Here is a 19,818-nt window from a genome sequence, read left to right as displayed (position 1 = left end):
GCCGGCCGCCGCGGCATCGGCCACGGCCGCCGGGGCGGCCGAGGAGGCGGCCGACGCGGTCTCGGTGCCGCTGCCGCCCCGCCGTCCGGCCGAGTTCCGGCACTTCGCCCTGAGGAAGCCGGCGCCGGCGCTGCCGAAGACCGCGGCGGCCCTTCCGGAGCCGACGACGGGCCCGGTCAGCCAGTAGCGCCGGCCGAGGGTCCGGGGGCGCGGCCGCGGAGGCTTTGCGCCGCGCGCCCTACGCCTCGCCCGCCAGCAGGGCCCGCGCCGCCGCCGGATCGGCGAGGTCGAGGCCGACCGCCCGCGCCAGGCCGGCGACCTCCGCGACCTGGGCCGCGTTGTCGGCCGCGAGGCTGCCGTCCGGGCGCCAGAGGTTGTTCTCGAACCCGACCCTGACGTGCCCGCCGAGCGCCGCGGCGGCGATCATGCAGGCCGCCTCGCGCCGTCCGAACGCGCAGAGGGCCCAGGGCAGGTCGAGGTGGTGGCCGGTCTCCTGCCAGGCGGCGAGGAACGGCAGCAGGTCGGCCGGGTCCGAGCGCTGCCCCGGGGCGTAGCGGCCGAGCACGAACAGCACGCTCGCCCGCTCGAGCGGGATCAGGCCCCGCGCCACCAGCCCCTGGAAGCGCGTGACGTCGCCGGCATCGTACAGGATGTGCTGCACCAGGGTTCCGGCCCCCGCCTGCTCGGCCAGGAAGGCCGCGCCGGCGGCCTCGTCGTCCGGCTCGGCGAAGAGCTCGCGCAGGGCGACCGAGAACGCCTCGGGCCTGAGCGCCCGCATGGCGGCGACCTGCTCGTGGGGCGCGTAGAGGCCCACCGCCTCGGTGGTGACCTGGCAGATCATCTCCGGCGCCTCGCGCCGCACCGCCGCCACCGCCGCCCGGTAGCGGTCGACGTCGAGGCTGTGGCGCTCCTCGGCGTCGCGCACGTGCAGGTGGATCATGGCGGCGCCGGCCTCGCGGCAGCGGGCGGCCTCGAGGCCGATCTCCCGCGGGTCGATCGGCAGGGCGGGGTGGTCGGCCTTCGTGCGGCGGGCCCCGTTCGGCGCCACCGCGATGATCAGGGGCTTCGTCACGCGTCGGTCTCCGGGGTCGCCGCCACGCTCGCGGCGGGCGGCACGGGGCGGGGCGGGCGGGTGCCGCGCGGGCTGGTCTCGTCGCGCGCGTTCACGTCCGGACATCGCCTTTCATCCGCGCGTCTAAAGTCTTATCCCGATCGGGGCCACGGGTCCCGCCGCGGGCTGGACCTTTGGCGAATATCCGGTCAAGTCAACACCCTGAGACGCCGAGACCCGGCCTCCGTCGCGCGCGGCGGGCGCGCCGCAACCATCCTGGGAGGAGACGATGCTCAAGCGCCTCGCGACCGCGGCCGCCGCCCTGGCCTGCCTCGCCGCGCCCGCCGCCGCGCAGGACGTGGTGCGGCTCGGCAACCTGAAGTTCGCCCATTACGGCGCCATCTCGTACATGAAGGAGATCGCGCCGAAATACGGGATCAAGATCGACGAGAAGCAGTTCGCCAAGGGCGCCGACATCTACCCGGCGATGGCGGTCGACCAGATCGACATCTCGGCCTCCGGCGCCGACGGCGCGGTGGCGGCCCGGGGCAACGGCGTCAAGCTCTACGTGGTGGCGGGCTTCGCCAACGGCGGCGTGCGCATCCTCGGCCGGCCCGACCTCGGCGCGAAGACCCTCGCCGACGTGAAGGGCAGGAAGGTCGCGGTGGTGCGCGGCGGCGCCCAGGACCTGATGCTGCTGGCCGAGCTCGAGAAGAACGGGCTGACCTGGTCGGAGCGGCCCGGCAAGGACGTGCAGCTCACCTACTTCAACAACTACGCGGACCTGAACCAGGCGCTCGCGCAGAAGTACGTCGACGTGATCTGCCAGAGCGAGCCGCAATCGACGCAGGCGATCTCGGCCGGCTGGGGCGTCGAGATCGTCAAGCCCTACGACACGCCGGTCGGCATCCCGTACCGGCCGCTGGTGATGACCGAGAAGATGTACAACGAGAAGCCGGACGTCGCGGCGCGGGTGCTGAAGGTGTTCGTGGAAGCGACGAAGACCTTCATCGAGAAGCCCGAGCTGGCGGAGAAGTACGTCCGCGAGCAGGTGTTCAAGGGCCAGCTCACCTCCCAGGACTACCGCGACGCGATGGCGAACGCGGCCTTCACGTACGACATGCCGGCCGGCCACATGCAGGCCACCGCCGACCTGATGCACAAGTACGGGCTCGGCAAGATGGTCAACCCGCCCAAGAGCGACGCCGAGTGGGTCAAGCTCGACCTGCTCGAGAAGGCGAAGGGCGAGGTGAAGACCAACTGACCCGAAGGCTCGCTCCCCCGTGAACCGGTTCACCGCCCTGCGCGGCGCGCTGCTGCCGATCGGCCTCTTGATCGTGTGGGAGATCGCGAGCCGCGCCGGCCTGTTCTCCGCCGTCGTGCTGCCGCCGCCGAGCGCGGTGGCGGTGCGCTGGACCAGTAGCCTCCTGCCGGCGCTGCCCTACGACCCGGCGAGCCAGAGCTACACCGAGTGGCTCCTGTCGGGGGAGCTGCCGCACGACGCGGCGGCGAGCCTCGGGCGCGTGCTGGCCGGCTTCGCGATCGGCGTCGGGCTCGCCCTGCCGGTCGGCCTCCTGATGGGCACGAGCGACCGGCTCTACGGGCTCGTCAACCCGCTGCTCCAGATCCTGCGGCCGATCCCGCCCATCGCCTACATCCCGCTCGCCATCGTGTGGTTCGGCCTCGGCAACCCGCCGGCCCTGTTCCTGATCGCCCTCGGGACCTTCTTCCCGGTGCTCGTGAACACCGTCGCGGGCGTGCGCCAGGTCGACTCGATCTACATCCGGGCCGCCCGCAACCTCGGCGCCCGGCCCTGGACGATGTTCGCCCGGGTGATCCTGCCGGCGGCGAGCCCCTTCGTGCTCGCCGGCATGCGGATCGGCATCGGCACCGCCTTCATCGTGGTGATCGTGGCCGAGATGATCGCGGTCTCGGACGGGCTCGGCTACCGCATCCTGGAGGCGCGCGAGTACATGTGGTCGGACAAGATCATCGGGGGCATGCTGACCATCGGCGTGCTCGGCCTCGTGATCGACGGGGCGATGTCGCGCCTCAACGACCACCTCCTGCGCTGGCACCGCGGCCTTGAGCGCTGAGCCCCGGAGCGCCGCGATGGGAGCCGCCGCGATGACGATGCCCGCCCGCTCCCCCGCCGCCCCGGCCGGGGCCGAGATCGCGATCGCGCACGCCTCGAAGGTGTTCGGCACGGGCGACCGCGCCGTGGTGGCGCTCCAGGACGTCTCGGCTTCGGTGCCGGAGGGGCAGTTCGTCTGCCTGCTCGGGCCCTCGGGCTGCGGCAAGTCCACCCTGCTCAACGCCATCGCGGGCTTCACGCCTCTGACCGAGGGCGCGATCCGGATGGGCGGCCGGCCGGTCACCGAGCCGGGTCCCGACCGCGGCATGGTGTTCCAGGAATACGCCCTGTTCCCCTGGATGACGGTGGAGCAGAACGTCCGCTTCGGCCTCGACATCAAGGGCGTGCGGCGCGGGGAGGCCGAGGCGGTCGTCGCCCGCATCACCGAGACGCTGGGCCTCACCGACTTCCGGGCCCGCTTCCCCAAGGACCTGTCCGGCGGCATGCGCCAGCGCGTCGCCATCGCGCGCATCCTCGCCCTCGACCCGCCCGTGATGCTGATGGACGAGCCGTTCGGGGCCCTCGACGCCCTCACCCGGCGCACGCTCCAGGACGAGCTGCTGCGGATCTGGTCCGAGTTCGCCAAGACCATCGTGTTCGTGACGCACTCGATCGAGGAGGCGATCTACCTCGCCGACCGCATCCTGGTGATGACCTACCGCCCGGGCCGCCTCAAGCGCGACATCGCCGTGACGCTGCCCCGCCCGCGCGACTCGGCCTCGGCGGAGTTCAACGCCCTCAAGCGCGAGCTCGGCGGCCTCGTGATGGAGGAGCAGGAGCGCTTCACGAAGGCCGAGCTCACCGGGACGGCGGTGGACTGACGGCCCGCGATCGGGAGCGGCGGTGCAGGAGGCCGACGAGGAGCCCGATCATCGCCACGGTGGCGGCGCCCGAGGCGGCGAGGATGCGGCGGATCAGCGGCGTGTAGACCCCCGCCTGCGGGTCGTAGCCGTAGCAGAGCAGCACCAGCCGGTCGGAGAGGTCGCCGACCCGGCCCTCGCCGGCCTCGACCAGGGCGAGCCGCAGGTCGCGCCCCGTGAGGGCGAGCGGCGAGAGCGCCCGCGCGACCCGGCCATCGGGCGCCAGCACCACGGCGCCGGCCGGGTGGGCGTAGCTGTCGGTGTCGGCGTCGTACGCGTAGGCGTAGCCGATGGCGCGCGTGACGGCGCCGACCGGCCCGGGCGCCCCGGTGAGGATCCGGACCGTCTCGAGGAGCGACGGCGCGCCGAGCTGGGCCTCGACCATCCGGCGCGCCGTCGCGGCGTCGGCCCTCGGGTTGATGCCGAGGGTCACGAGGCGGAAATCCCGGCCCGGCACGAGGCCGGTGGCGGCGAGCGCCCCCCCGGCGACGCCGAGCATCGGGTCGCAGACGTTCCGGCAGGCGTAGTCGAGGGGCAGCACGAGGGCGGGGCGGCCGGCGAGCGCCTGGCCGAGGCTCACGGGCCGCCCGGTCGTCGCGTCGGCGAAGGCCGCGTCGAGGGGCGCCCGGGCGCCGGCCGGCGGCGCGAGGACGACGCCGGACAGATCCCGCGGCGTGAGCCCCGCCGCGGCCGGGCCGGCGAGGACGAGGAGGACGGCCCAGAGGCCAGGGAGCTTCATCGCGTCTTGCGCCGGCGGCACGGAAGCCGCACCCTGGCACAGCGCGGCGGGCCGGTCTGCCCCGCCGCGGGCGGGCGGACACGAGGCCGCAGCCGGGAGAGGAGCGGCGGGAATGCAGGAGATCCACGACGCGCAGGCCCTTCGCGCCCATGCGGGCCCGGTGAGCCGGCTGGCGGAGGGCAAGGTGCGGCCCGGCCTCGACCGGCACGCCCGGGCCTTCATCGCCCTGTCGCCGTTCCTGGTCCTGGCCTCGTCCGACGCCGAGGGCCGCGCCGACGCGAGCCCGCGGGGCGACGCGCCCGGCTTCGTGCAGGTGCTCGACGACGCAACCCTGCTGATCCCGGACCGGCGCGGCAACAACCGGATGGACAGCTTCGCCAACCTGCTCGGCGCCCCGGGCATCGGCCTGATCTTCTTCGTGCCCGGGATCAACGAGACCCTGCGGGTCAACGGCACCGCCCGGATCACCACCGACGCCGCGCTCCTGGAACCCCTCGCGGCCCAGGGCAAGGTGCCGGCGACCGGGCTCGTGGTCGGCGTGAGCGAGGCCTTCTTCCACTGCGGCAAGGCGCTGATGCGGTCCCGGCTCTGGGAGGCCGACGCCCAGGTGCCGCGGGAGAGCTTCCCGAGCCTCGGCCGCCTCCTCGCCGAGCAGACCGGCACCATCGGGGTCGCCGACGCCGAGCAGGCGATCGAGGAATCCTACCGGACGCGCCTGTACTGAGGGGGACGGCCCCTCTCGCCCGGGGGCGGCCGCCCCCGGGCGCCGCCCTCACGCCGCGTCAAGGCCGAGGTCGATGATCGCGGCGCTGTGGGTGATCCAGCCGGCGGAGATCAGGTCGACGCCCGTCGCCGCCACGGCCCCGACCGTCTCGCGGGTGATCCGGCCCGAGGCCTCGCTGACGGCGCGGCCGTCGATCAGCGCCACGGCGCGCCTGAGCTGCTCGGGGTCCATGTTGTCGAGCAGGACCGCGTCGGCGCCCTCCGCCAGCGCCTCCTCGAGCTGCGCCAGGGTATCCACCTCGACCTCGATCCCGACGAGGTGGCCGACGCCGGCCCGGGCGCGGCGCATCGCCGGGGCGATGCCGCCCGCCACCGCGACGTGGTTGTCCTTGATCAGCACGGCGTCGTCGAGGCCGAAGCGGTGGTTGGCGCCGCCGCCGGCCCGCACGGCGTGCTTCTCCAGGGCCCGCAGCCCGGGCGTGGTCTTGCGGGTGCAGACGATGCGGGCGCGCCCGTGCGGCCGGGCCGCCGCGACGAGCGAGGCCGTGGCACTGGCGACGCCCGAGAGCCGGCACAGGAGGTTGAGGGCGGTCCGCTCGGCGGTCAGGATCGCCCGGGCCGGTCCCTCGAGGCGGATCACCGTCTCGCCGGGGACGACCCGGGCGCCGTCCGGGCGCTCGACCGTCGCCGCGACGGCGGCGTCGAGCAGCCCGAACGCCAGGACGGCCGCGCCGGTGCCGGCGACCGTGCCGGCCTGGCGGGCCACGATGGCGCCGCGGAAGCGGGCCCCGGCCGGCACGATGGCGTCGGTCGTGAGGTCGCCGGCCCGGCCGAGATCCTCCCGGAGGGCGGCGCGGACGATCGGCTCGACCAGCAGGCGGGGCAGGGGCGGGAGGTCCGGGGTGTCGGGCGTGTCGGTCATGGGGCGGGAGCCTCCGCGAGGGTGAGGTGCTGCGCGAGGCCGAGGGCCTGCGCGAGGGTGATGTCGGCGTGGCGGGCAGGGGCTTGGGCGGGGGGTGCTTGCCCGGCAGGAGCTTGGGCGGCGGGGGGCTCGGCCGGGTGGTCGGCGCGCCAGTGGGCGCCCCGGCTCTCGCGCCGGCGCAGGGCTGCCGCCGCGACCAGGAGCGCCGCGACGGCCTCGGGCACGCCCGCCTGCGCGGGGGCGGCGAGGCCCGCGACGGCGCGGGCGAGCCCGGCCTCGTCGCGCACCAGGCCGACCTCGGCTTCCATGATCCGGCGGATCTCGGCGATCCCGGGCGCGGCGCCCGCCGCGCGGGCGGGGCCGGCGGGGGGATCTGCGGCCGGGCGCGGGGGGAGGCCGGCAGACCCCTTGATCGCGTCGGCGATCCACCCGGCATACGCCAGGGCTTCGAGCAGCGAGTTGCTGGCGAGGCGGTTGGCGCCGTGCAGGCCCGTCGCCGCCACCTCGCCGCAGGCCCAGAGGCCCGGCACCGAGGCGGCCCCGGACCCGTCCACCCGGACGCCACCCATTTGGTAGTGCGCCGCCGGGCGCACCGGGATCGGCGCCCGGGCCGGATCGAGTCCGGCGGCCCGGCACAGCGCCGCCACGGTCGGGAAGAGCCGGGCCACGTCGAGGCCCCGGGCGTCGAGATAGACCGGCTCGCCGCCCCGCAGGCGGGAGAAGATCGCCCGGGCGACGACGTCCCGGGGCGCGAGGTCGCCCCCGGCGACGCCCGCCATCACCCGGCCGCCCCCGCGGTCGACCAGCACCGCCCCCTCGCCGCGCAGGGCCTCGGTGGCGAGCGGCAGGGAGCCGCCGGGCCGCACCGCGATCGCGGTCGGGTGGAACTGCACGAACTCGACGTCGCGCAGGACCGCGCCGGCGCGCGCCGCGAGGGCGAGGCCCGAGCCGGTCGCGCCCTCCGGGTTGGTGGTGGCGGCGTAGAGGCCGCCGATCCCGCCCGTCGCCAGCACCACCGCGCGGGCCGGGCAGGAGCCGGCCGACAAGCCGATGCCCGCGACCCCGCCGTCCGCGTCGCGCAGGAGCCGCACGGCGCGTCCGACCCGCACGCTGACGGACGGCGCCGCCGCGACCGCGCGGATCAGCGCCCCGAGCACCGTCGGGCCCGTGGCGTCGCCCCCGGCCCTGACGATGCGCCTGCGCCCGTGGGCCGCCTCGAGGCCGAGCGCCGGGGCGCCCTCCGCGTCCCGGTCGAAGGCGACGCCGAGGCCGGCGAGCCAGTCGATCAGGCCCGGGGCCGCCTCGGTCACCCGCCGGGCGACCTCGGGATCCGTCAGGCCGGCGCCCGCCGCCCGCGTGTCGGCGGCGTGGCGGGCCGGCGCGTCGTCCCGGCCGACGGCGGCCGCGATGCCGCCCTGCGCCCAGGCGGTCGCGGTGCCCTCCCCGAGCGGCACCGCGCTCACCAGGGTGACCGGCAGGGGGGCGAGCCTCAGGGCGGTGGCGAGGCCGGCCACGCCGGCCCCCACCACCACGATCCGGTCGGCGCTCACGGCGTCACCGCCAGCATGCGCGCGACCGCCCGGCGCGCCGGCCCGGCGAGGTCGCGCGGCACCGAGACCTCGTGCGTCATGGTCTCGAGCGCCCGGCGGATCGCCGGGAGGGTGATCCGCTTCATGTGCGGGCAGAGGTTGCAGGGCCTGACGAAGGCGATGTCGGGATTGCGCTGCGCCAGGTTGTCGGCCATGGCGCACTCGGTGATCAGGGCCACCCGGGCGGGGCGCCGCGTCTCGACGAAGTCCTGCATCATCGCGGTCGAGCCCGCGAAATCCGCCTCCGCCACCACCTCAGGCGGGCATTCGGGATGGGCCAGGACCGTGACGCCCGGATAGGCCTCGCGCACCTCGCGGACGTCCTGCGGGGTGAAGCGCGCGTGGACCTCGCAATGGCCGGCCCAGGTCAGGATCTCGACCTCCGGGATCTCCGCCTGGACGTTGCGGGCGAGGGACTGGTCCGGGATCAGGAGCACCCGCGGGGCCTTGAGCGAGGCCACGACGGCGCGGGCGTTCCCGGAGGTGCAGCAGAGGTCGGATTCCGCCTTCACGGCCGCCGAGGTGTTGACGTAGGTCACGACCGGGACGCCGGGGTGGCGCGCGCGCAGGGCGCGCACGTCCGCGGCGGTGATGGACTCGGCGAGCGAGCACCCGGCCCGGAGATCCGGGATCAGCACGGTCTTGTCCGGGCTCAGGAGCTTCGCCGTCTCGGCCATGAAGTGGACGCCGGCCAGGACGATCACCTGTGCGTCCGTGCGAGCCGCCTCGCGGGCGAGCGCCAAGCTGTCGCCGACGATGTCAGCCACGGTGTGGAAGATCTCGGGCGCCTGGTAATTGTGGGCCAGCACCACGGCGCGGCGCGCGCGCTTCAGGTCCTGGATCGCCGCGACGTCGCGGGCCAGGGCCGGCCACTCCATTGCCGGCACATGGTGGCTCACCCGGGTGTAGATCTCCGGCAGGGGCAGCGCGCCCGCCGCAAGCGGGTGGGACGCGGATGGGACAGGAGCCATGACGGCCTCCCCAGTTATGCTCAATATGAGCATTTACCGGGTCACACTACGCCGTCCCGGCGCGGCTGTCGAGATATGCTGATCGTGAGCATAAGCCCGGCGCGGTCACCCCCGCCGGCCGGCCGGCATCCTCACGCCCGGGGCCGGGCGCTCCAGCAGCACCTCCCGGCGGAAGCGCATCAGCCGCGCCGGGCGCCCGCCCGTCGCCGCCGTCACGGCGTCGGTCTCCTCCACCAATCCCTGCTGGGCGACGAGGCGACGGAAGTTCTGCTTGTGCAGCAGCACGCCGGAGAGCGCCTCCACCCCCCGCTGGAGCTGGCCGAGGCTGAAGGCGGGCGGCATCAGCTCGAACACCACCGGGCGATACTTGATCTTGCCCCGCAGCCGCCCGATGGCGGTGGCGAGCATGCGGCGGTGGTCGTGGGCCATGGGCTGCCCGCAGAGCACGGCCCCGGCGCCGGCCTCCGGCATCAATTCCGGCCCCGGAACGGCCTCCGGCCCCGGAACGGCTTCCGGCCCCGGAACGGCTTCCGGCCCCGCGGTCGCCTCCGGCACGAGCCCCGCCTCGAACAGCAGCTCGTAGCGCTCGAGCACCCGCTCCTCGTTCCAGCCGCCGCCCCCGAACCCGAAGGTGAGCCCGATGCGGTCGTGCCGGCGCTGGCGCCCGGCGGCGTCGGCCGCGGTCTCGGCCCAGGCCTCGAGGTGGCTCGCCAGGGCGTCGAGGAGCACAGGCCGGCCCGCGCGCCAATCCTCGTAGGGGAAGTAGCGGTACCAGTCGCGCCAGGACGCCTCCGCCGGCCGCGTCGGGCGGGCCTCGCGCACGAGGGCGAGGTAGGCCACCGAGAGGGCGTGCCCGCCGCCGGGGCGCCGGTCCCGGTCGCCGAAGGTGTAGAGCTGCTCGACGTAGCCGAGGGTCTGATCGGTCTGCCGCTCGACCCAGGCTCGGAGGCCGCGCTCCAGGGTCGGGTGGTCGGGCGCCAGGGGGCCGGCCGGCAGGCCCTCGCGGCGCTCGGGCGCCGGGTCCGGCACCGGAACGGTCAGCACCCGCGGCGTCCCGTCGGTGGCGGCCACGATCACCGCCGCGAGCCCGACCGAAGGGCTCGCCGCGGGCTCGACCGAAGGGCTCGCCCCGGGCCCGACCGAAGGGCCCGCCGCCCGCCTCGACCGCTCCATCCTGCACGCCCTCCGCCGCACCGGGAGGCCGCGGGGCCGGCCCGAAGGGAGAGCCGGCGTCCGGGCCGGGTCCCGGATCCGGGACCCGACCCGACGCTGTAGCACGCCGCGGCGGCGGAGGGAGCGGACGCGCCGAGGCCCCGGCGGCTTCTCCGGTGGATGAGACGCGCGCCGCCGACCGGGCGCCGTCTCTGCGACCGGTGGTTGCGTAACCGGAGCGGCGCGTCGCATCCTGTCCCGGGCCGCCTCCGCCGCGGCTCCGCCGCGCCGGCGCGGCCGACACCTTGAGGGCCGAACCATGACCGGACCTGGCCGCGCCGGGCACCTCGCGCGGCGGCGCGTGCTCGTCGTCGAGGACGAGTACTTCATCGCCGACGACATCGCCCGGGCCCTCCTCGGCGCGGGGGGCGGAGGTCGTGGGCCCGGTGCCGACGGTGGGCGAGGCGCGGGCCCTGCTCGGGTCGGCGGCGCTCGACCTCGCGGTGCTCGACATCAACCTGCGGGGCGAGCTCGTCTACCCGCTGGTCGAGGACCTCCGCCGCCTCGGCGTGCCGGTCGTGTTCGCCACGGGCTACGACGCGGCCGCGATCCCGGCCGAGTTCGGCGACATCCCGGCCTGGCCGAAGCCCTTCAGCGACGAGGGGCTGGCGCGCGCGCTCCCCCCCGCCGGGACGACCCGGCCTGAGGCCGGGCCGCACGCGGCGGGGCGCCGCACCCGGCGGAACCGCCTCGCTTCGCCACGGTTCTGGAACCGCGGGCGCAGTCTGCCCCGACGGAAGCGGCCCCGGACGAGGGGCTCCGGCGGCGGGGCCGAGACGGAGAGGGTTGGATGGTGCAGAAGGAATCGAAGGCGTTCCCGGCGGCGTCGGGAACGCGGATCCCCTTCGCCCTGGCCCTGTCGGCCCTCGCGGGGTGCGCCGACGCCATCGGGTTCCTGGAATTCTCCCAGCTCTTCATGTCGTTCATGAGCGGCAACACCACGCGCTTCGGCGCGGCGGTGAGCCTGGGCGACTGGTCCATGGCGACGCGGGTCGGCAGCACCATCGCGCTGTTCTCGTTCGGCGCCTTCCTGGGCACGCTGATCGCCGCGGCGGTGGGGTACTGGCGCCTGGCGGTGCTCCTCACCCTGCAGGCCGCGCTCCTGAGCATCGGGCTCGTCATGCCGCGGGGGCCCTTCGCGTTCCCGCTCCACGCCTACCCGATCGTGCTGGCGCTCGGGATGCAGAACGCGGTCCTCCAGGACGAGGACGGCCGCAGCCTCGCGCTCACCTACGTCACCGGGGCGGTGGTCCGCTTCGGCACCGGCCTCGCGAACCTCCTGCTCGGGCACCCGTCCCCGTCGTTCTGGATCCAGGCGCCGCTCTGGGCGGCGCTCACCGCCGGAGCCGTCGCGGGGGGGCTGCTGCACTCGGCCTTCGGCGAGCAGGCGTTCCTGGTGCCGGCGGTGGTGGCCGCCCTGCTGGCGGCCGCCGCCCTGGTCCTGACGCTCGCCCACGGCGACGGCCCCCTCGTCTCCGGCCCGCGGGCGCCGGCCCCGGATGCCGCCGCGAGCGCGCCGCCCGTCGCCTGAGCGGACGGCCCGCGACCGGAGCGCCGCCGGAGCGGCGGCCCGGAAAGGTTACGGCGAGTTCATGGTCCGGAGACGCGGGCGTAAGCCGGAGGGGGTCATAACAGGAGGGTCGCCGGGTCTGGCGGCGCCCCGCCACCCCCGGGGCGCCCCGGGCCGCAGGCCCCGAGGGTCGAGCCGCCGGGTCATCATCGTCGCCCCCCAGACGATCCGGCGACCTCGCCGCGGCAGGCCGGGCTCTCCCCGAGCCCGGCCTGCCGTCCCGGCGGGCGAATCCGGCGACAGCCCGACGTGCCGGATGCCGCGCCCCCGGTCGGCACGCCGGGCGGGGCCTTCCCGCGCGCCGCCCGGCGGCGGCGCGGAAGGACAGCCTCCCTCGGGTCGCGAACTGCCCTACAATGCCCGAGATGCGCCTGCTCATCATCGAGGACGACCGCGAGGCGGCCGCCTACCTCTCCAAGGCCTTCCGGGAGGCCGGCCACGTCGCCGACACCGCCGGCGACGGGCTCGACGGCTACGCGCTGGCGCGCGAGGGCGCCTACGACGTCCTCGTGGTCGACCGCATGCTGCCAAAGCTCGACGGGCTGTCGCTGATCCGCTCCCTGCGCGAGCAGGGCGTCGAGACGCCGGTCCTGATCCTCTCGGCCCTCGGCCAGGTCGACGACCGGGTGAAGGGCCTGAAGGCCGGGGGCGACGACTACCTGCCCAAGCCCTACGCCTTCTCCGAGCTGATGGCCCGCATCGAGGTGCTGGCACGCCGGCGCGGCGGCGGGGCCGGGGGCGAGCCCACCGCCTACCGGGTCGGCGACCTCGAGCTCGACCGCCTGTCGCACCGGGTCACCCGCGGCGGGCAGGAGATCCCGCTCCAGCCGCGGGAGTTCCGGCTCCTGGAGTACCTGATGCGCCATGCCGGGCAGGTGGTGACCCGCACGATGCTGCTGGAGCATGTCTGGGACTACCACTTCGATCCCCAGACCAACGTGATCGACGTCCACGTCTCGCGGCTGCGCGGCAAGATCGACAAGGGCTTCGAGCGGCCGATGATCCACACCGTGCGGGGGGCCGGCTACATGGTCCGGGCCGGCGGCGAGGCGTGAGCCCGCCGGGCCCGCGGGCGCCCCGGGCCGGGCCCCCGGGCGGTCCCGCCCCGCCGGACGGCGGGCCGGGGCAGGACGGCGTGCTGGCGCGGCTCGGCACACTCGTGCGCACCACGGCGTTCAAGCTCTCCCTCGCCTACCTGGTGGTGTTCGCCGCCTTCGCGTTCTTCGCCCTCGGCTACGTCGCCTGGAACGCCCGGCGCGTGCTCGACGACCAGATCGTCTCGACCATCGAGGCCGAGATCAACGGCCTGTCCGACCAGTACGCGAGCGGCGGCATCCGCCGCCTCGTCAGCGTGGTGGAGCGGCGCGCCCGCGAGCCCGGCGCCTCGCTCTACCTCGTCACGACGCCGGCGGGCGAGCACGTCGTCGGGAACGTCGAGGCGCTGCCGCCGGGCGTCCTCGCCGAGCCCGGCCAGACCGAGACCGCCTACGGGCGGGGCACCGATGGCGACCGCCTCGACCACCGCGCCATCGTGCGCATCTTCACCCTGCCGGGGGGCTTCCGCCTGCTCGTCGGCCGCGACGTGGAGGAGCGCGACCGCCTGCGGGCGGTGATCGGGCGCGCCTTCGGCTGGTCCCTGATGCTGGTGGTCGGCCTCGGCTTCCTGGGAAGCTGGTTCATCGCCCAGCGCGTCCTCAAGCGCGTCGACCATATGACCGAGATCACCCGCGGCATCATGGCGGGGGACCTCGACGGCCGCCTCGCCCTCGCCGGCACGGGCGACGAGCTCGACCGCCTCGCGCGCAACCTCAACGCCATGCTGGACCGCATCGGCGAACTGATGCGCGGCATGCGCGAAGTCTCCGACAACATCGCGCACGACCTCAAGACCCCGCTCACGCGCCTGCGCAACAAGGCCGACGCGGCGCTGCGCGAGGGCCGCGACCCCGACGCGCTCCGGGCGGCCCTGGAGGCCAACATCGAGGAGAGCGACAACCTCATCCGGGTGTTCAACGCGCTCCTGATGATCGCGCGCCTCGAGGCCGGCAGCGCCCGCGAGAACCTGGCGGACTTCGACGCCGGGCTGGTCGCCCTGGAGGTCGCGGAGTTGTACGAAGCCGTGGCGGAGGAGCGCGGCGTCGCCTTGCGCACGCTGGCGGCGCCCGACCTCGTGGTGCACGGCAGCCGGGAGCTGATCGGACAGGCCATGGCGAACCTCATCGACAACGCCCTGAAGTACGGGGCCGGCGCGGCCGAGCCGGTGGTCTGCGTCGAGGCGCGGCGCGAGGACGGCGCGGTCGTGGTCGCGGTGTCGGACCGGGGCGAGGGGATCCCGGCCGCGGAGCGCGGCCGGGTGCTCGAGCGCTTCGTGCGCCTGGAGAGCGCCCGAACCCGGCCGGGCTTCGGCCTCGGCCTCAGCCTCGTCAACGCCGTCGCCCGCCTGCACCAGGGCGCCTTGCTGCTCGAGGACAACGGGCCGGGCCTGCGCGCCGTCCTGCGCCTGCCCGCGGCCCCACGCCAGGACGGGCCGCGCCAGGAGACCCGGACGCAGGAGACCCGGACGCAGGACGGCCTGCCCCGGCAGGAACCGCCCCGGGAGGCCCCCGGGTCGGCCCGCGACGCGGCCGCGCGCGCCGAGCCGACGTCGTGACGGGTCCGCTCCTCGCGCGGCTGCGGACCGCGCCCCTTCTCTCCGATCCCGACCGGGCCCGGGACCGCCTCGACGACCTCCTGGCGCTCCTCGACGCGCGGCCGGAGCGGGCTTCGCTCGCCGCCGCCCTGCGGCAGGACGGGGCCGCCCGCGCCCTGCTCCTCGGGCTCGCCGACCATTCGCCGTTCCTGTGGGGCCTCGCGGCCCGCGGGCCGGACCGCCTCGGCGAACTCCTCGCCGAGGCCCCGGAGGCGGCCCACGCCGCCCTCGTGGCCGGCCAGCGCGGGGCCGCCGCCGCCGGGACAGCGAAGGACGCGGCGGCCCGGACGCTGCGGCGCAACCGGGCGGACCACGCGCTCCTGGTGGCGCTCGCCGACATCGGTGGGGTCTGGTCCCTCGACGCGGTGACGGACGCCCTCTCGGCCTTCGCCGACGCCTCGGTGCAGGCCGCCGCCGACGCGATGCTGCACGAGGCCGCGGCGAGCGGCCGCTTCCGCCCGGCCGATCCGGCCCGGCCCCAGGACGGGTCCGGCCTGTTCGTGCTCGGGATGGGCAAGCTCGGCGCGAACGAGCTGAACTACTCGAGCGACATCGACCTCATCGTGCTGTTCGACCCCGACGCGGCGCCCCTGCGCGAGGGCGTCGAGGCGACGCCGTTCTTCAGCCGGCTCGCGCAGGGGATGGGCCGGCTCCTGCAGGAGCGCACCGCGGACGGCTACGTCCACCGGGTCGACTACCGCCTGCGGCCCGATCCGGGCTCGACCCCGACGGCGCTCTCGCTCGCCTCCGCCTACACCTACTACGAGACGGTCGGGCAGAACTGGGAGCGCGCCGCCTTCATCAAGGCCCGCCCGGTGGCGGGCGACCGCGGCCTCGCGGACGCCTTCCTGGCCGAGCTGCGCCCCTTCGTCTGGCGGAAGTACTTCGACTTCGCCTCGATCGCCGACGTCCACGCGATGAAGCGCCAGATCCACGCCGTGCGCGGCCACGGCGCCATCGCGGTCGCGGGCCACGACATCAAGCTCGGGCGCGGCGGCATCCGGGAGGTGGAGTTCTTCGTCCAGACCCAGCAGCTCGTCTTCGGCGGCCGGCGCCCCTCCCTCCGGGGCCGCCGCACCCTCGACATGCTGGCCGCGCTCCACGACGAGGGCTGGATCACCCCGCAGGCGCGCGACGAGCTGGGCGAGGCCTACCGCTTCCTGCGCACGCTCGAGCACCGGCTCCAGATGGTGGCCGACGAGCAGACGCAGCGCCTGCCGGACGACGAGGCGCGGCTCGCGCGCTTCGCGCGCTTCTGCGGCTACCCGGACGCCGCCGCCTTCGGGGCGGCGCTGACCGCGCGGGCGCGCCGGGTGCAGGGCCACTACGCCCTCCTGTTCGAGGCCGCGCCGGAGCTCGCCGGTGAGGTCGGCGACCTCGTCTTCACCGGCTCGGAGGACGACCCCGAGACCCTGGCGACGCTGGCGCGGCTCGGCTTCCGCCATCCCGGCCAGGCGACCGAGACCATCCGGGGCTGGCATTTCGGCCGCCGCCCGGCCGTGACGAGCCCCCGCGCCCGGGAGGTGCTGACGGAGCTCGTGCCGGCCCTGGTGCAGGCGCTCGCCGGCACCGGCGACCCGGACGGTGCGCTCGCCGCCCTCGACCGCGCCTTCGGACGCATGCCGGCGGCGGTGGAGCTCCTCACCATCCTGCGCTCGCACGAGCGCCTGCGGCTGCTGTTCGCGGACCTCCTCGGCACGGTGCCGCGGCTCGCCGACACGGTGGGGTTCAGCCCGCACGTCCTCGACGCGGTCATCGACCCGGCCTTCGTGGCGCCGGTGACGGACCCGGCGAGCCTCGCCGAGCAGTTCGGGCGCCTCGTCGGGGCGCCGCGCGACCTCGAGGACTTCCTCGACCGCTGCCGCGACGCCGCGCGCCAGATGCGCTTCGTGACCGGCGCGCGCCTCCTCTCCGGCATCCTGCCCCCGGTCGGCGCCGGGCGGGCCTACGCGGGCATCGCCGAGGCCGTCATCGCCCTGTCGCTCGCGGCGGCCGAGGGCGCCTTCGCGGCCGAGCACGGCCGGGTGCCGGGGGGCCGGCTGGCGGTGCTGGGCCTCGGCCGCCTCGGCTCGCGCCAGCTCACGGCGGATTCCGACCTCGACCTCGTGGTGGTGTACGATTTCGACGCCGCCGACCGCGAGAGCGGCGGGCCGCGCCGCCTCGACGCGGCGGTCTACTACAACCGCCTGACCCAGCGCCTCGTCGGCGCGCTCACGGTGCCGACCCGCCGCGGGCGCCTCTACGAGGTCGACCTGCGCCTGCGGCCGAGCGGCGGGCAGGGCCCGATCGCCAACCAGTGGCAGCGCTTCCTGCCCTACTGGCGCGGGGAGGCCGCCCCGTGGGAGCACATGGCCCTGAGCCGGGCCCGGGTGCTCGCCGGGGACCCGGGCCTCGTGGCCGAGGCGCAGGCGGCCGTCCGGGCGATCGTCGGCGAGGCGCGCGATCCCGCCGCGGTGGCGGCCGAGGTGCGGGCCATGCGGGCGCTGGTGGCCCGCGAGAAGGGGGACGGCGGTCCCCTCGACCTCAAGCTCGCCCCCGGCGGGCTCCTCGACCTCGACTTCCTGGCGCAGGCCCTGGTGCTCGGCCACGCCCACGCGCATCCGGGCCTGATCGGTCTCGACGCGCCCGCCGTGCTGGAGGAGGCCGGCCGCCTCGGCCTTCTCGCGCCCGAGGCCTCGGCCCGGCTCGCCGCCGCCTACCGGCTCATCGACGACGTCCACCACTGGCAGCGCCTGATGGTCGAGGGCGACTTCGCCAGGAGCGCGCCCCCGGCCGCCCGGGCGCGCCTCGCCGCGGCGGTCGGGCTGCCGGACGAGGCCGCGCTGCTGACGCTGCTCGGCGAGACGCGGGCGGGGGTGAGGGCCCTGTTCGAGAAAGTGCTGGGGTGACCCGGGCCGCCGGCGCGGCTCCCGGCGCGGCTCCCGGTGGGGCTCGCGCGGCCGGGCCGGTCAGGCCCCGAGGTCGATCACGTCCCGCCCCTCCGACCCGGGCGTCCCGGGGCGCGGCAGGCGCACCAGCACGATCGTGCCGCTACCCTCCTCGGAGCGGATGCGCAGGCCGCCGCCGTGGAGCTCGGCGAGGGAGCGGGCGATGGCGAGGCCGAGGCCCGAGCCCTTGTAGCTGCGGGCGAAGTTGGTCTCGACCTGCTCGAAGGGCGAGCCGAGCTTGGGCAGCGCGGCCTTCGGGATGCCGATGCCGCTGTCCTCGACGAAGATGTGGATCGCGTCGATGGCGCGGCGTGTCCGCACCGCCACCCGGCCGGCCTCGGGCGTGAACTTCACGGCGTTCTGGAGCAGGTTGACCAGGATCTGGTGCAGCGCGCGGGCATCCGCCATCACGAGGGCGTCGGCACTCATCTCGACGCTGAGGGTCAGGCCCTTGGCGCGGGCGGGCTCGGCGATGAGCTTGAGGGCCCGCTCGAGCGCCTCGGCCACCGGCACCGGCTCCTTGACCAGCTTGATGCGCTTGGCGTCGATCCGCGACATGTCGAGGATGTCGTCGATCACCGACAGCAGGTAGTGGCCGCTGGAGCGGATGTCGCGGCAATACTCGCGGTACTTCTCGGAGCCGAGCGCCCCGAACACCTCGCTCTCCATCACTTCGGCGAAGCCCAGGATGGCGTTGAGGGGGGTGCGCAGCTCGTGGCTCATGTTGGCCAGGAACTCGGACTTGGAGCGGTTGGCGCTCTCGGCCTGGGCCTTCTGGTCGAGGTAGCGCTCGGCGAGGTCGGCGAGCTGCTGGGTCTGGAGCTCGAGGGTGCGGCGCGACCGCTTCAGGTCGGTGACGGTGGCCATGAGCTGGCGCTCCGATTCCACCAGGCGCTCCTGGTGCCGCTTGAGGGCCGTGATGTCGGTGCCGACCGAGACGTAGCCGCCGTCCTTGGTGCGCCGCTCGCTGATCTGGAGCCAGCGCCCGTCCGCGAGCTCGGCCTCGAAGGTCCGCGCCCCGGCCTCGGCGAACTCTCCGGCGGGGATCTCGCGCCGCACCGTCGGCAGGGCGGCGCGGCCCATGATGGCGTCGTAGCGCCGGCCCGGCACGGCCTCCTCGGCCGTGAGGGCGTGCAGGCGGCGGAACTTCGAATTGCACAGGACGAGGCGGTTCTGCGCGTCCCAGAGCACGAACGCCTCCGACACCGCCTCGACGGCGTCGCGCAGGCGCATGTCGGCGGTGGCGGTCGATTCGGCGAGGCGGCGCTGCTCCGAGATGTCGATGACGATCCCGACGAGGTGGCGCCCGCCGCCCTCCTGGTCCTGCACGATCTCGGCCCGGGCCTTGAGCCAGACCCACTCGGCGTTGGCCGCCCGGATGCGGAACTCGTGGTCGACCGTGGTGTCGCGGGCGGCGAGCTGCCGGGCGAGGCCGTAGAGATCGGTGTCGTCGGGGTGGACGAGGGCGTTGACGTCGCCGAAGGAGAGGAACTCCCGCTCCCGGACGTAGCCGAGGAGCTGGTACATCGAGTCGGACCAGTAGATCCGGCCCCGGGGGATGTCCCAGTCCCAGAGGCCGCAGCGGCCGCGGCCGAGCGCCGTGTCGAGGCGCTGGCGCACCTGCTCGCAGACCCGGTCGACCGCGCGCGCCCGGTCCGCCTGGAGCGCGTAGGCGAGGCCGGTGCAGACCACCACCAGGGCGACGGCGCCGACCAGGATGGCGGTGACCCGGGCCCGGGCCGCCCAGCCGGCCGTGACCGTCTCGAGGGTCTGGATCACGGCGACCTGGCCGCGCCCGCCGGGAAGACCCCGCACGGTGGCGAGGGCCCGCTGGCCCGAGCCGAGCACCACGGTCATCACGCCGGCGCGCTCGCCCAGGATGCCGAGCACGGGCGCGTCGCCGACGTGCTCGGTCAGGGTCCGGGGCAGCGCGGCCCCGTCCGGGGCGCGGGCTCCGGGCAGGGCGGCCGCGATCACGTCGTCGGCCCCGACGAGGAGGACCTCGCGGCCCGGCGGCAGGCCGGCGGCCGGCACGCTCTGGGCGAGGCGCTCGCGGCCCGGGAGGCCGGGCTCGGGACGGGCGGCGAGCTGGCCCGCCACGAGCTGGGCCACGAGGTCGATCTCGCGGCCGGCATCGGCGAGCGCCTCCTGGTGCTGGGCGGAGAGCTGGAGCGTCGTGACGGCGGCGAGGCAGACCAGGAAGGCCGCGAGCATGGCCGGGACCGCGAAGCGGAGCCAGGCTTCCGCGTGCGCCAGGTGCCGGTGCGCCGCCTTCGAGACCCTGCTGATACCCAGGATCGTGGCAGCACGCGCGGCAAAGGGGGCGGGATCCGCCTCCAGCATACCCATTTCCCCAAAACAAGCGACCGGACGGTTTGCAGGCGGTTGTCGTGCGGCCTCCGAATCGCGCCTCAAGGTGGCATCCGCGCAG

15 protein-coding genes and 1 pseudogene are annotated in these 19,818 nt (G+C 75.5%); 9 read left to right on the top strand and 7 right to left on the bottom strand.

Annotated features, from left to right (window positions below):
• A pseudogene (locus DT057_RS35330) lies at nt 1-187 on the top strand (lytic transglycosylase domain-containing protein); the annotation flags it as partial.
• A 51-nt stretch (nt 188-238) separates the two neighbouring features.
• Here DT057_RS35330 and DT057_RS01480 read toward each other — a convergent pair.
• On the bottom strand, nt 239-1,072 hold the full coding sequence (locus tag DT057_RS01480) for a beta-keto acid cleavage family enzyme (RefSeq protein WP_128560353.1): 834 nt from the start codon (nt 1,070-1,072) through the stop codon (nt 239-241).
• Nucleotides 1,073-1,340: 268 nt separating this feature from the next.
• On the opposite strand from DT057_RS01480, the gene DT057_RS01475 reads away from it, so the two are divergent.
• The 3 genes from DT057_RS01475 to DT057_RS01465 are packed head-to-tail and all read left to right on the top strand — an operon-like array spanning nt 1,341 to nt 4,006.
• Nucleotides 1,341-2,315: an ABC transporter substrate-binding protein gene (locus DT057_RS01475; RefSeq protein ID WP_128560352.1), complete on the top strand. Its 975-nt coding sequence runs from the start codon at nt 1,341-1,343 to the stop codon at nt 2,313-2,315.
• A gap of 19 nt (nt 2,316-2,334) precedes the next feature.
• On the top strand, nt 2,335-3,147 hold the full coding sequence (locus DT057_RS01470) for an ABC transporter permease (RefSeq protein ID WP_128560351.1): 813 nt from the start codon (nt 2,335-2,337) through the stop codon (nt 3,145-3,147).
• Nucleotides 3,148-3,178: 31 nt separating this feature from the next.
• A complete protein-coding gene (locus DT057_RS01465) occupies nt 3,179-4,006 on the top strand; it encodes an ABC transporter ATP-binding protein (RefSeq protein WP_203236155.1) in 828 nt (275 codons plus the stop codon).
• Here DT057_RS01465 and DT057_RS01460 read toward each other — a convergent pair.
• Complete coding sequence (locus tag DT057_RS01460) at nt 3,984-4,784, bottom strand: thioredoxin domain-containing protein (protein ID WP_128560350.1); 801 nt, start codon at nt 4,782-4,784, stop codon at nt 3,984-3,986. The two genes, DT057_RS01465 and DT057_RS01460, sit on opposite strands and share 23 nt — an antisense overlap.
• 112 nt (nt 4,785-4,896) lie before the next feature.
• Between DT057_RS01460 and DT057_RS01455 the strand changes: the two genes are divergently transcribed.
• Entirely contained in the window at nt 4,897-5,508 is a 612-nt protein-coding gene (locus DT057_RS01455; RefSeq protein ID WP_128560349.1) for a pyridoxamine 5'-phosphate oxidase family protein, read from the top strand.
• Between the two features lie 48 nt (nt 5,509-5,556).
• Here DT057_RS01455 and nadC read toward each other — a convergent pair whose 3' ends face one another.
• The 4 genes from nadC to DT057_RS01435 all read right to left on the bottom strand — a co-directional run bounded on the left by nadC (nt 5,557) and on the right by DT057_RS01435 (nt 10,162).
• Nucleotides 5,557-6,429: a carboxylating nicotinate-nucleotide diphosphorylase gene (nadC, locus tag DT057_RS01450; RefSeq protein WP_128560348.1), complete on the bottom strand. Its 873-nt coding sequence runs from the start codon at nt 6,427-6,429 to the stop codon at nt 5,557-5,559.
• Nucleotides 6,426-7,979, bottom strand: coding sequence for an L-aspartate oxidase (locus DT057_RS01445; RefSeq protein ID WP_128560347.1), 1,554 nt, complete (start codon nt 7,977-7,979; stop codon nt 6,426-6,428). The genes nadC and DT057_RS01445 overlap by 4 nt, the downstream gene beginning before the upstream one ends.
• The gene (nadA, locus tag DT057_RS01440; protein ID WP_238313052.1) at nt 7,976-8,989 is read right to left on the bottom strand and encodes a quinolinate synthase NadA; all 1,014 of its coding nucleotides are present in this window, start codon (nt 8,987-8,989) and stop codon (nt 7,976-7,978) included. Before nadA ends, DT057_RS01445 begins: the two co-directional genes overlap by 4 nt.
• A 105-nt stretch (nt 8,990-9,094) precedes the next feature.
• Entirely contained in the window at nt 9,095-10,162 is a 1,068-nt protein-coding gene (locus tag DT057_RS01435; RefSeq protein ID WP_128560345.1) for an NUDIX hydrolase, read from the bottom strand.
• A gap of 829 nt (nt 10,163-10,991) precedes the next feature.
• Between DT057_RS01435 and DT057_RS01425 the strand changes: the two genes are divergently transcribed.
• From DT057_RS01425 to DT057_RS01410, 4 genes are all read left to right on the top strand, one after another.
• On the top strand, nt 10,992-11,732 hold the full coding sequence (locus DT057_RS01425) for a YoaK family protein (protein ID WP_128560344.1): 741 nt from the start codon (nt 10,992-10,994) through the stop codon (nt 11,730-11,732).
• A 404-nt stretch (nt 11,733-12,136) separates the two neighbouring features.
• Nucleotides 12,137-12,826, top strand: a complete 690-nt coding sequence (locus tag DT057_RS01420) for a response regulator transcription factor (RefSeq protein ID WP_128560343.1) — start codon at nt 12,137-12,139, stop codon at nt 12,824-12,826.
• 80 nt (nt 12,827-12,906) lie between these two features.
• The gene (locus DT057_RS01415) at nt 12,907-14,421 is read left to right on the top strand and encodes a sensor histidine kinase (RefSeq protein WP_238313111.1); all 1,515 of its coding nucleotides are present in this window, start codon (nt 12,907-12,909) and stop codon (nt 14,419-14,421) included.
• On the top strand, nt 14,418-17,348 hold the full coding sequence (locus tag DT057_RS01410) for a bifunctional [glutamine synthetase] adenylyltransferase/[glutamine synthetase]-adenylyl-L-tyrosine phosphorylase (RefSeq protein WP_128560341.1): 2,931 nt from the start codon (nt 14,418-14,420) through the stop codon (nt 17,346-17,348). Before DT057_RS01415 ends, DT057_RS01410 begins: the two co-directional genes overlap by 4 nt.
• Nucleotides 17,349-17,408: 60 nt before the next feature.
• Here DT057_RS01410 and DT057_RS01405 read toward each other — a convergent pair whose 3' ends face one another.
• Nucleotides 17,409-19,730, bottom strand: a complete 2,322-nt coding sequence (locus DT057_RS01405) for a PAS domain-containing sensor histidine kinase (protein ID WP_128560340.1) — start codon at nt 19,728-19,730, stop codon at nt 17,409-17,411.
• Nucleotides 19,731-19,818: the final 88 nt, after the last annotated feature.

Source organism: Methylobacterium crusticola (assembly GCF_003574465.1).
In the GTDB taxonomy this organism is placed as follows: Bacteria; Pseudomonadota; Alphaproteobacteria; order Rhizobiales; family Beijerinckiaceae; genus Methylobacterium; species Methylobacterium crusticola.
The sequence above is the reverse complement of the archived record's forward strand: the minus strand, read 5'-3'. Positions and strand labels throughout refer to the sequence as shown.

What these genes read in the sequence shown, in the direction of transcription:
- DT057_RS01475 (WP_128560352.1), top strand. Translation starts at nt 1,341, where the DNA reads ATGCTCAAGCGCCTCGCGACCGCGGCCGCCGCCCTGGCCTGCCTCGCC.
- DT057_RS01465 (WP_203236155.1), top strand. Translation starts at nt 3,179, where the DNA reads ATGACGATGCCCGCCCGCTCCCCCGCCGCCCCGGCCGGGGCCGAGATC.
- DT057_RS01460 (WP_128560350.1), bottom strand. Translation starts at nt 4,784, where the DNA reads ATGAAGCTCCCTGGCCTCTGGGCCGTCCTCCTCGTCCTCGCCGGCCCG.
- DT057_RS01455 (WP_128560349.1), top strand. Translation starts at nt 4,897, where the DNA reads ATGCAGGAGATCCACGACGCGCAGGCCCTTCGCGCCCATGCGGGCCCG.
- nadC (WP_128560348.1), bottom strand. Translation starts at nt 6,429, where the DNA reads ATGACCGACACGCCCGACACCCCGGACCTCCCGCCCCTGCCCCGCCTG.
- nadA (WP_238313052.1), bottom strand. Translation starts at nt 8,989, where the DNA reads ATGGCTCCTGTCCCATCCGCGTCCCACCCGCTTGCGGCGGGCGCGCTG.
- DT057_RS01435 (WP_128560345.1), bottom strand. Translation starts at nt 10,162, where the DNA reads ATGGAGCGGTCGAGGCGGGCGGCGGGCCCTTCGGTCGGGCCCGGGGCG.
- DT057_RS01425 (WP_128560344.1), top strand. Translation starts at nt 10,992, where the DNA reads ATGGTGCAGAAGGAATCGAAGGCGTTCCCGGCGGCGTCGGGAACGCGG.
- DT057_RS01420 (WP_128560343.1), top strand. Translation starts at nt 12,137, where the DNA reads ATGCGCCTGCTCATCATCGAGGACGACCGCGAGGCGGCCGCCTACCTC.
- DT057_RS01405 (WP_128560340.1), bottom strand. Translation starts at nt 19,730, where the DNA reads ATGCTGGAGGCGGATCCCGCCCCCTTTGCCGCGCGTGCTGCCACGATC.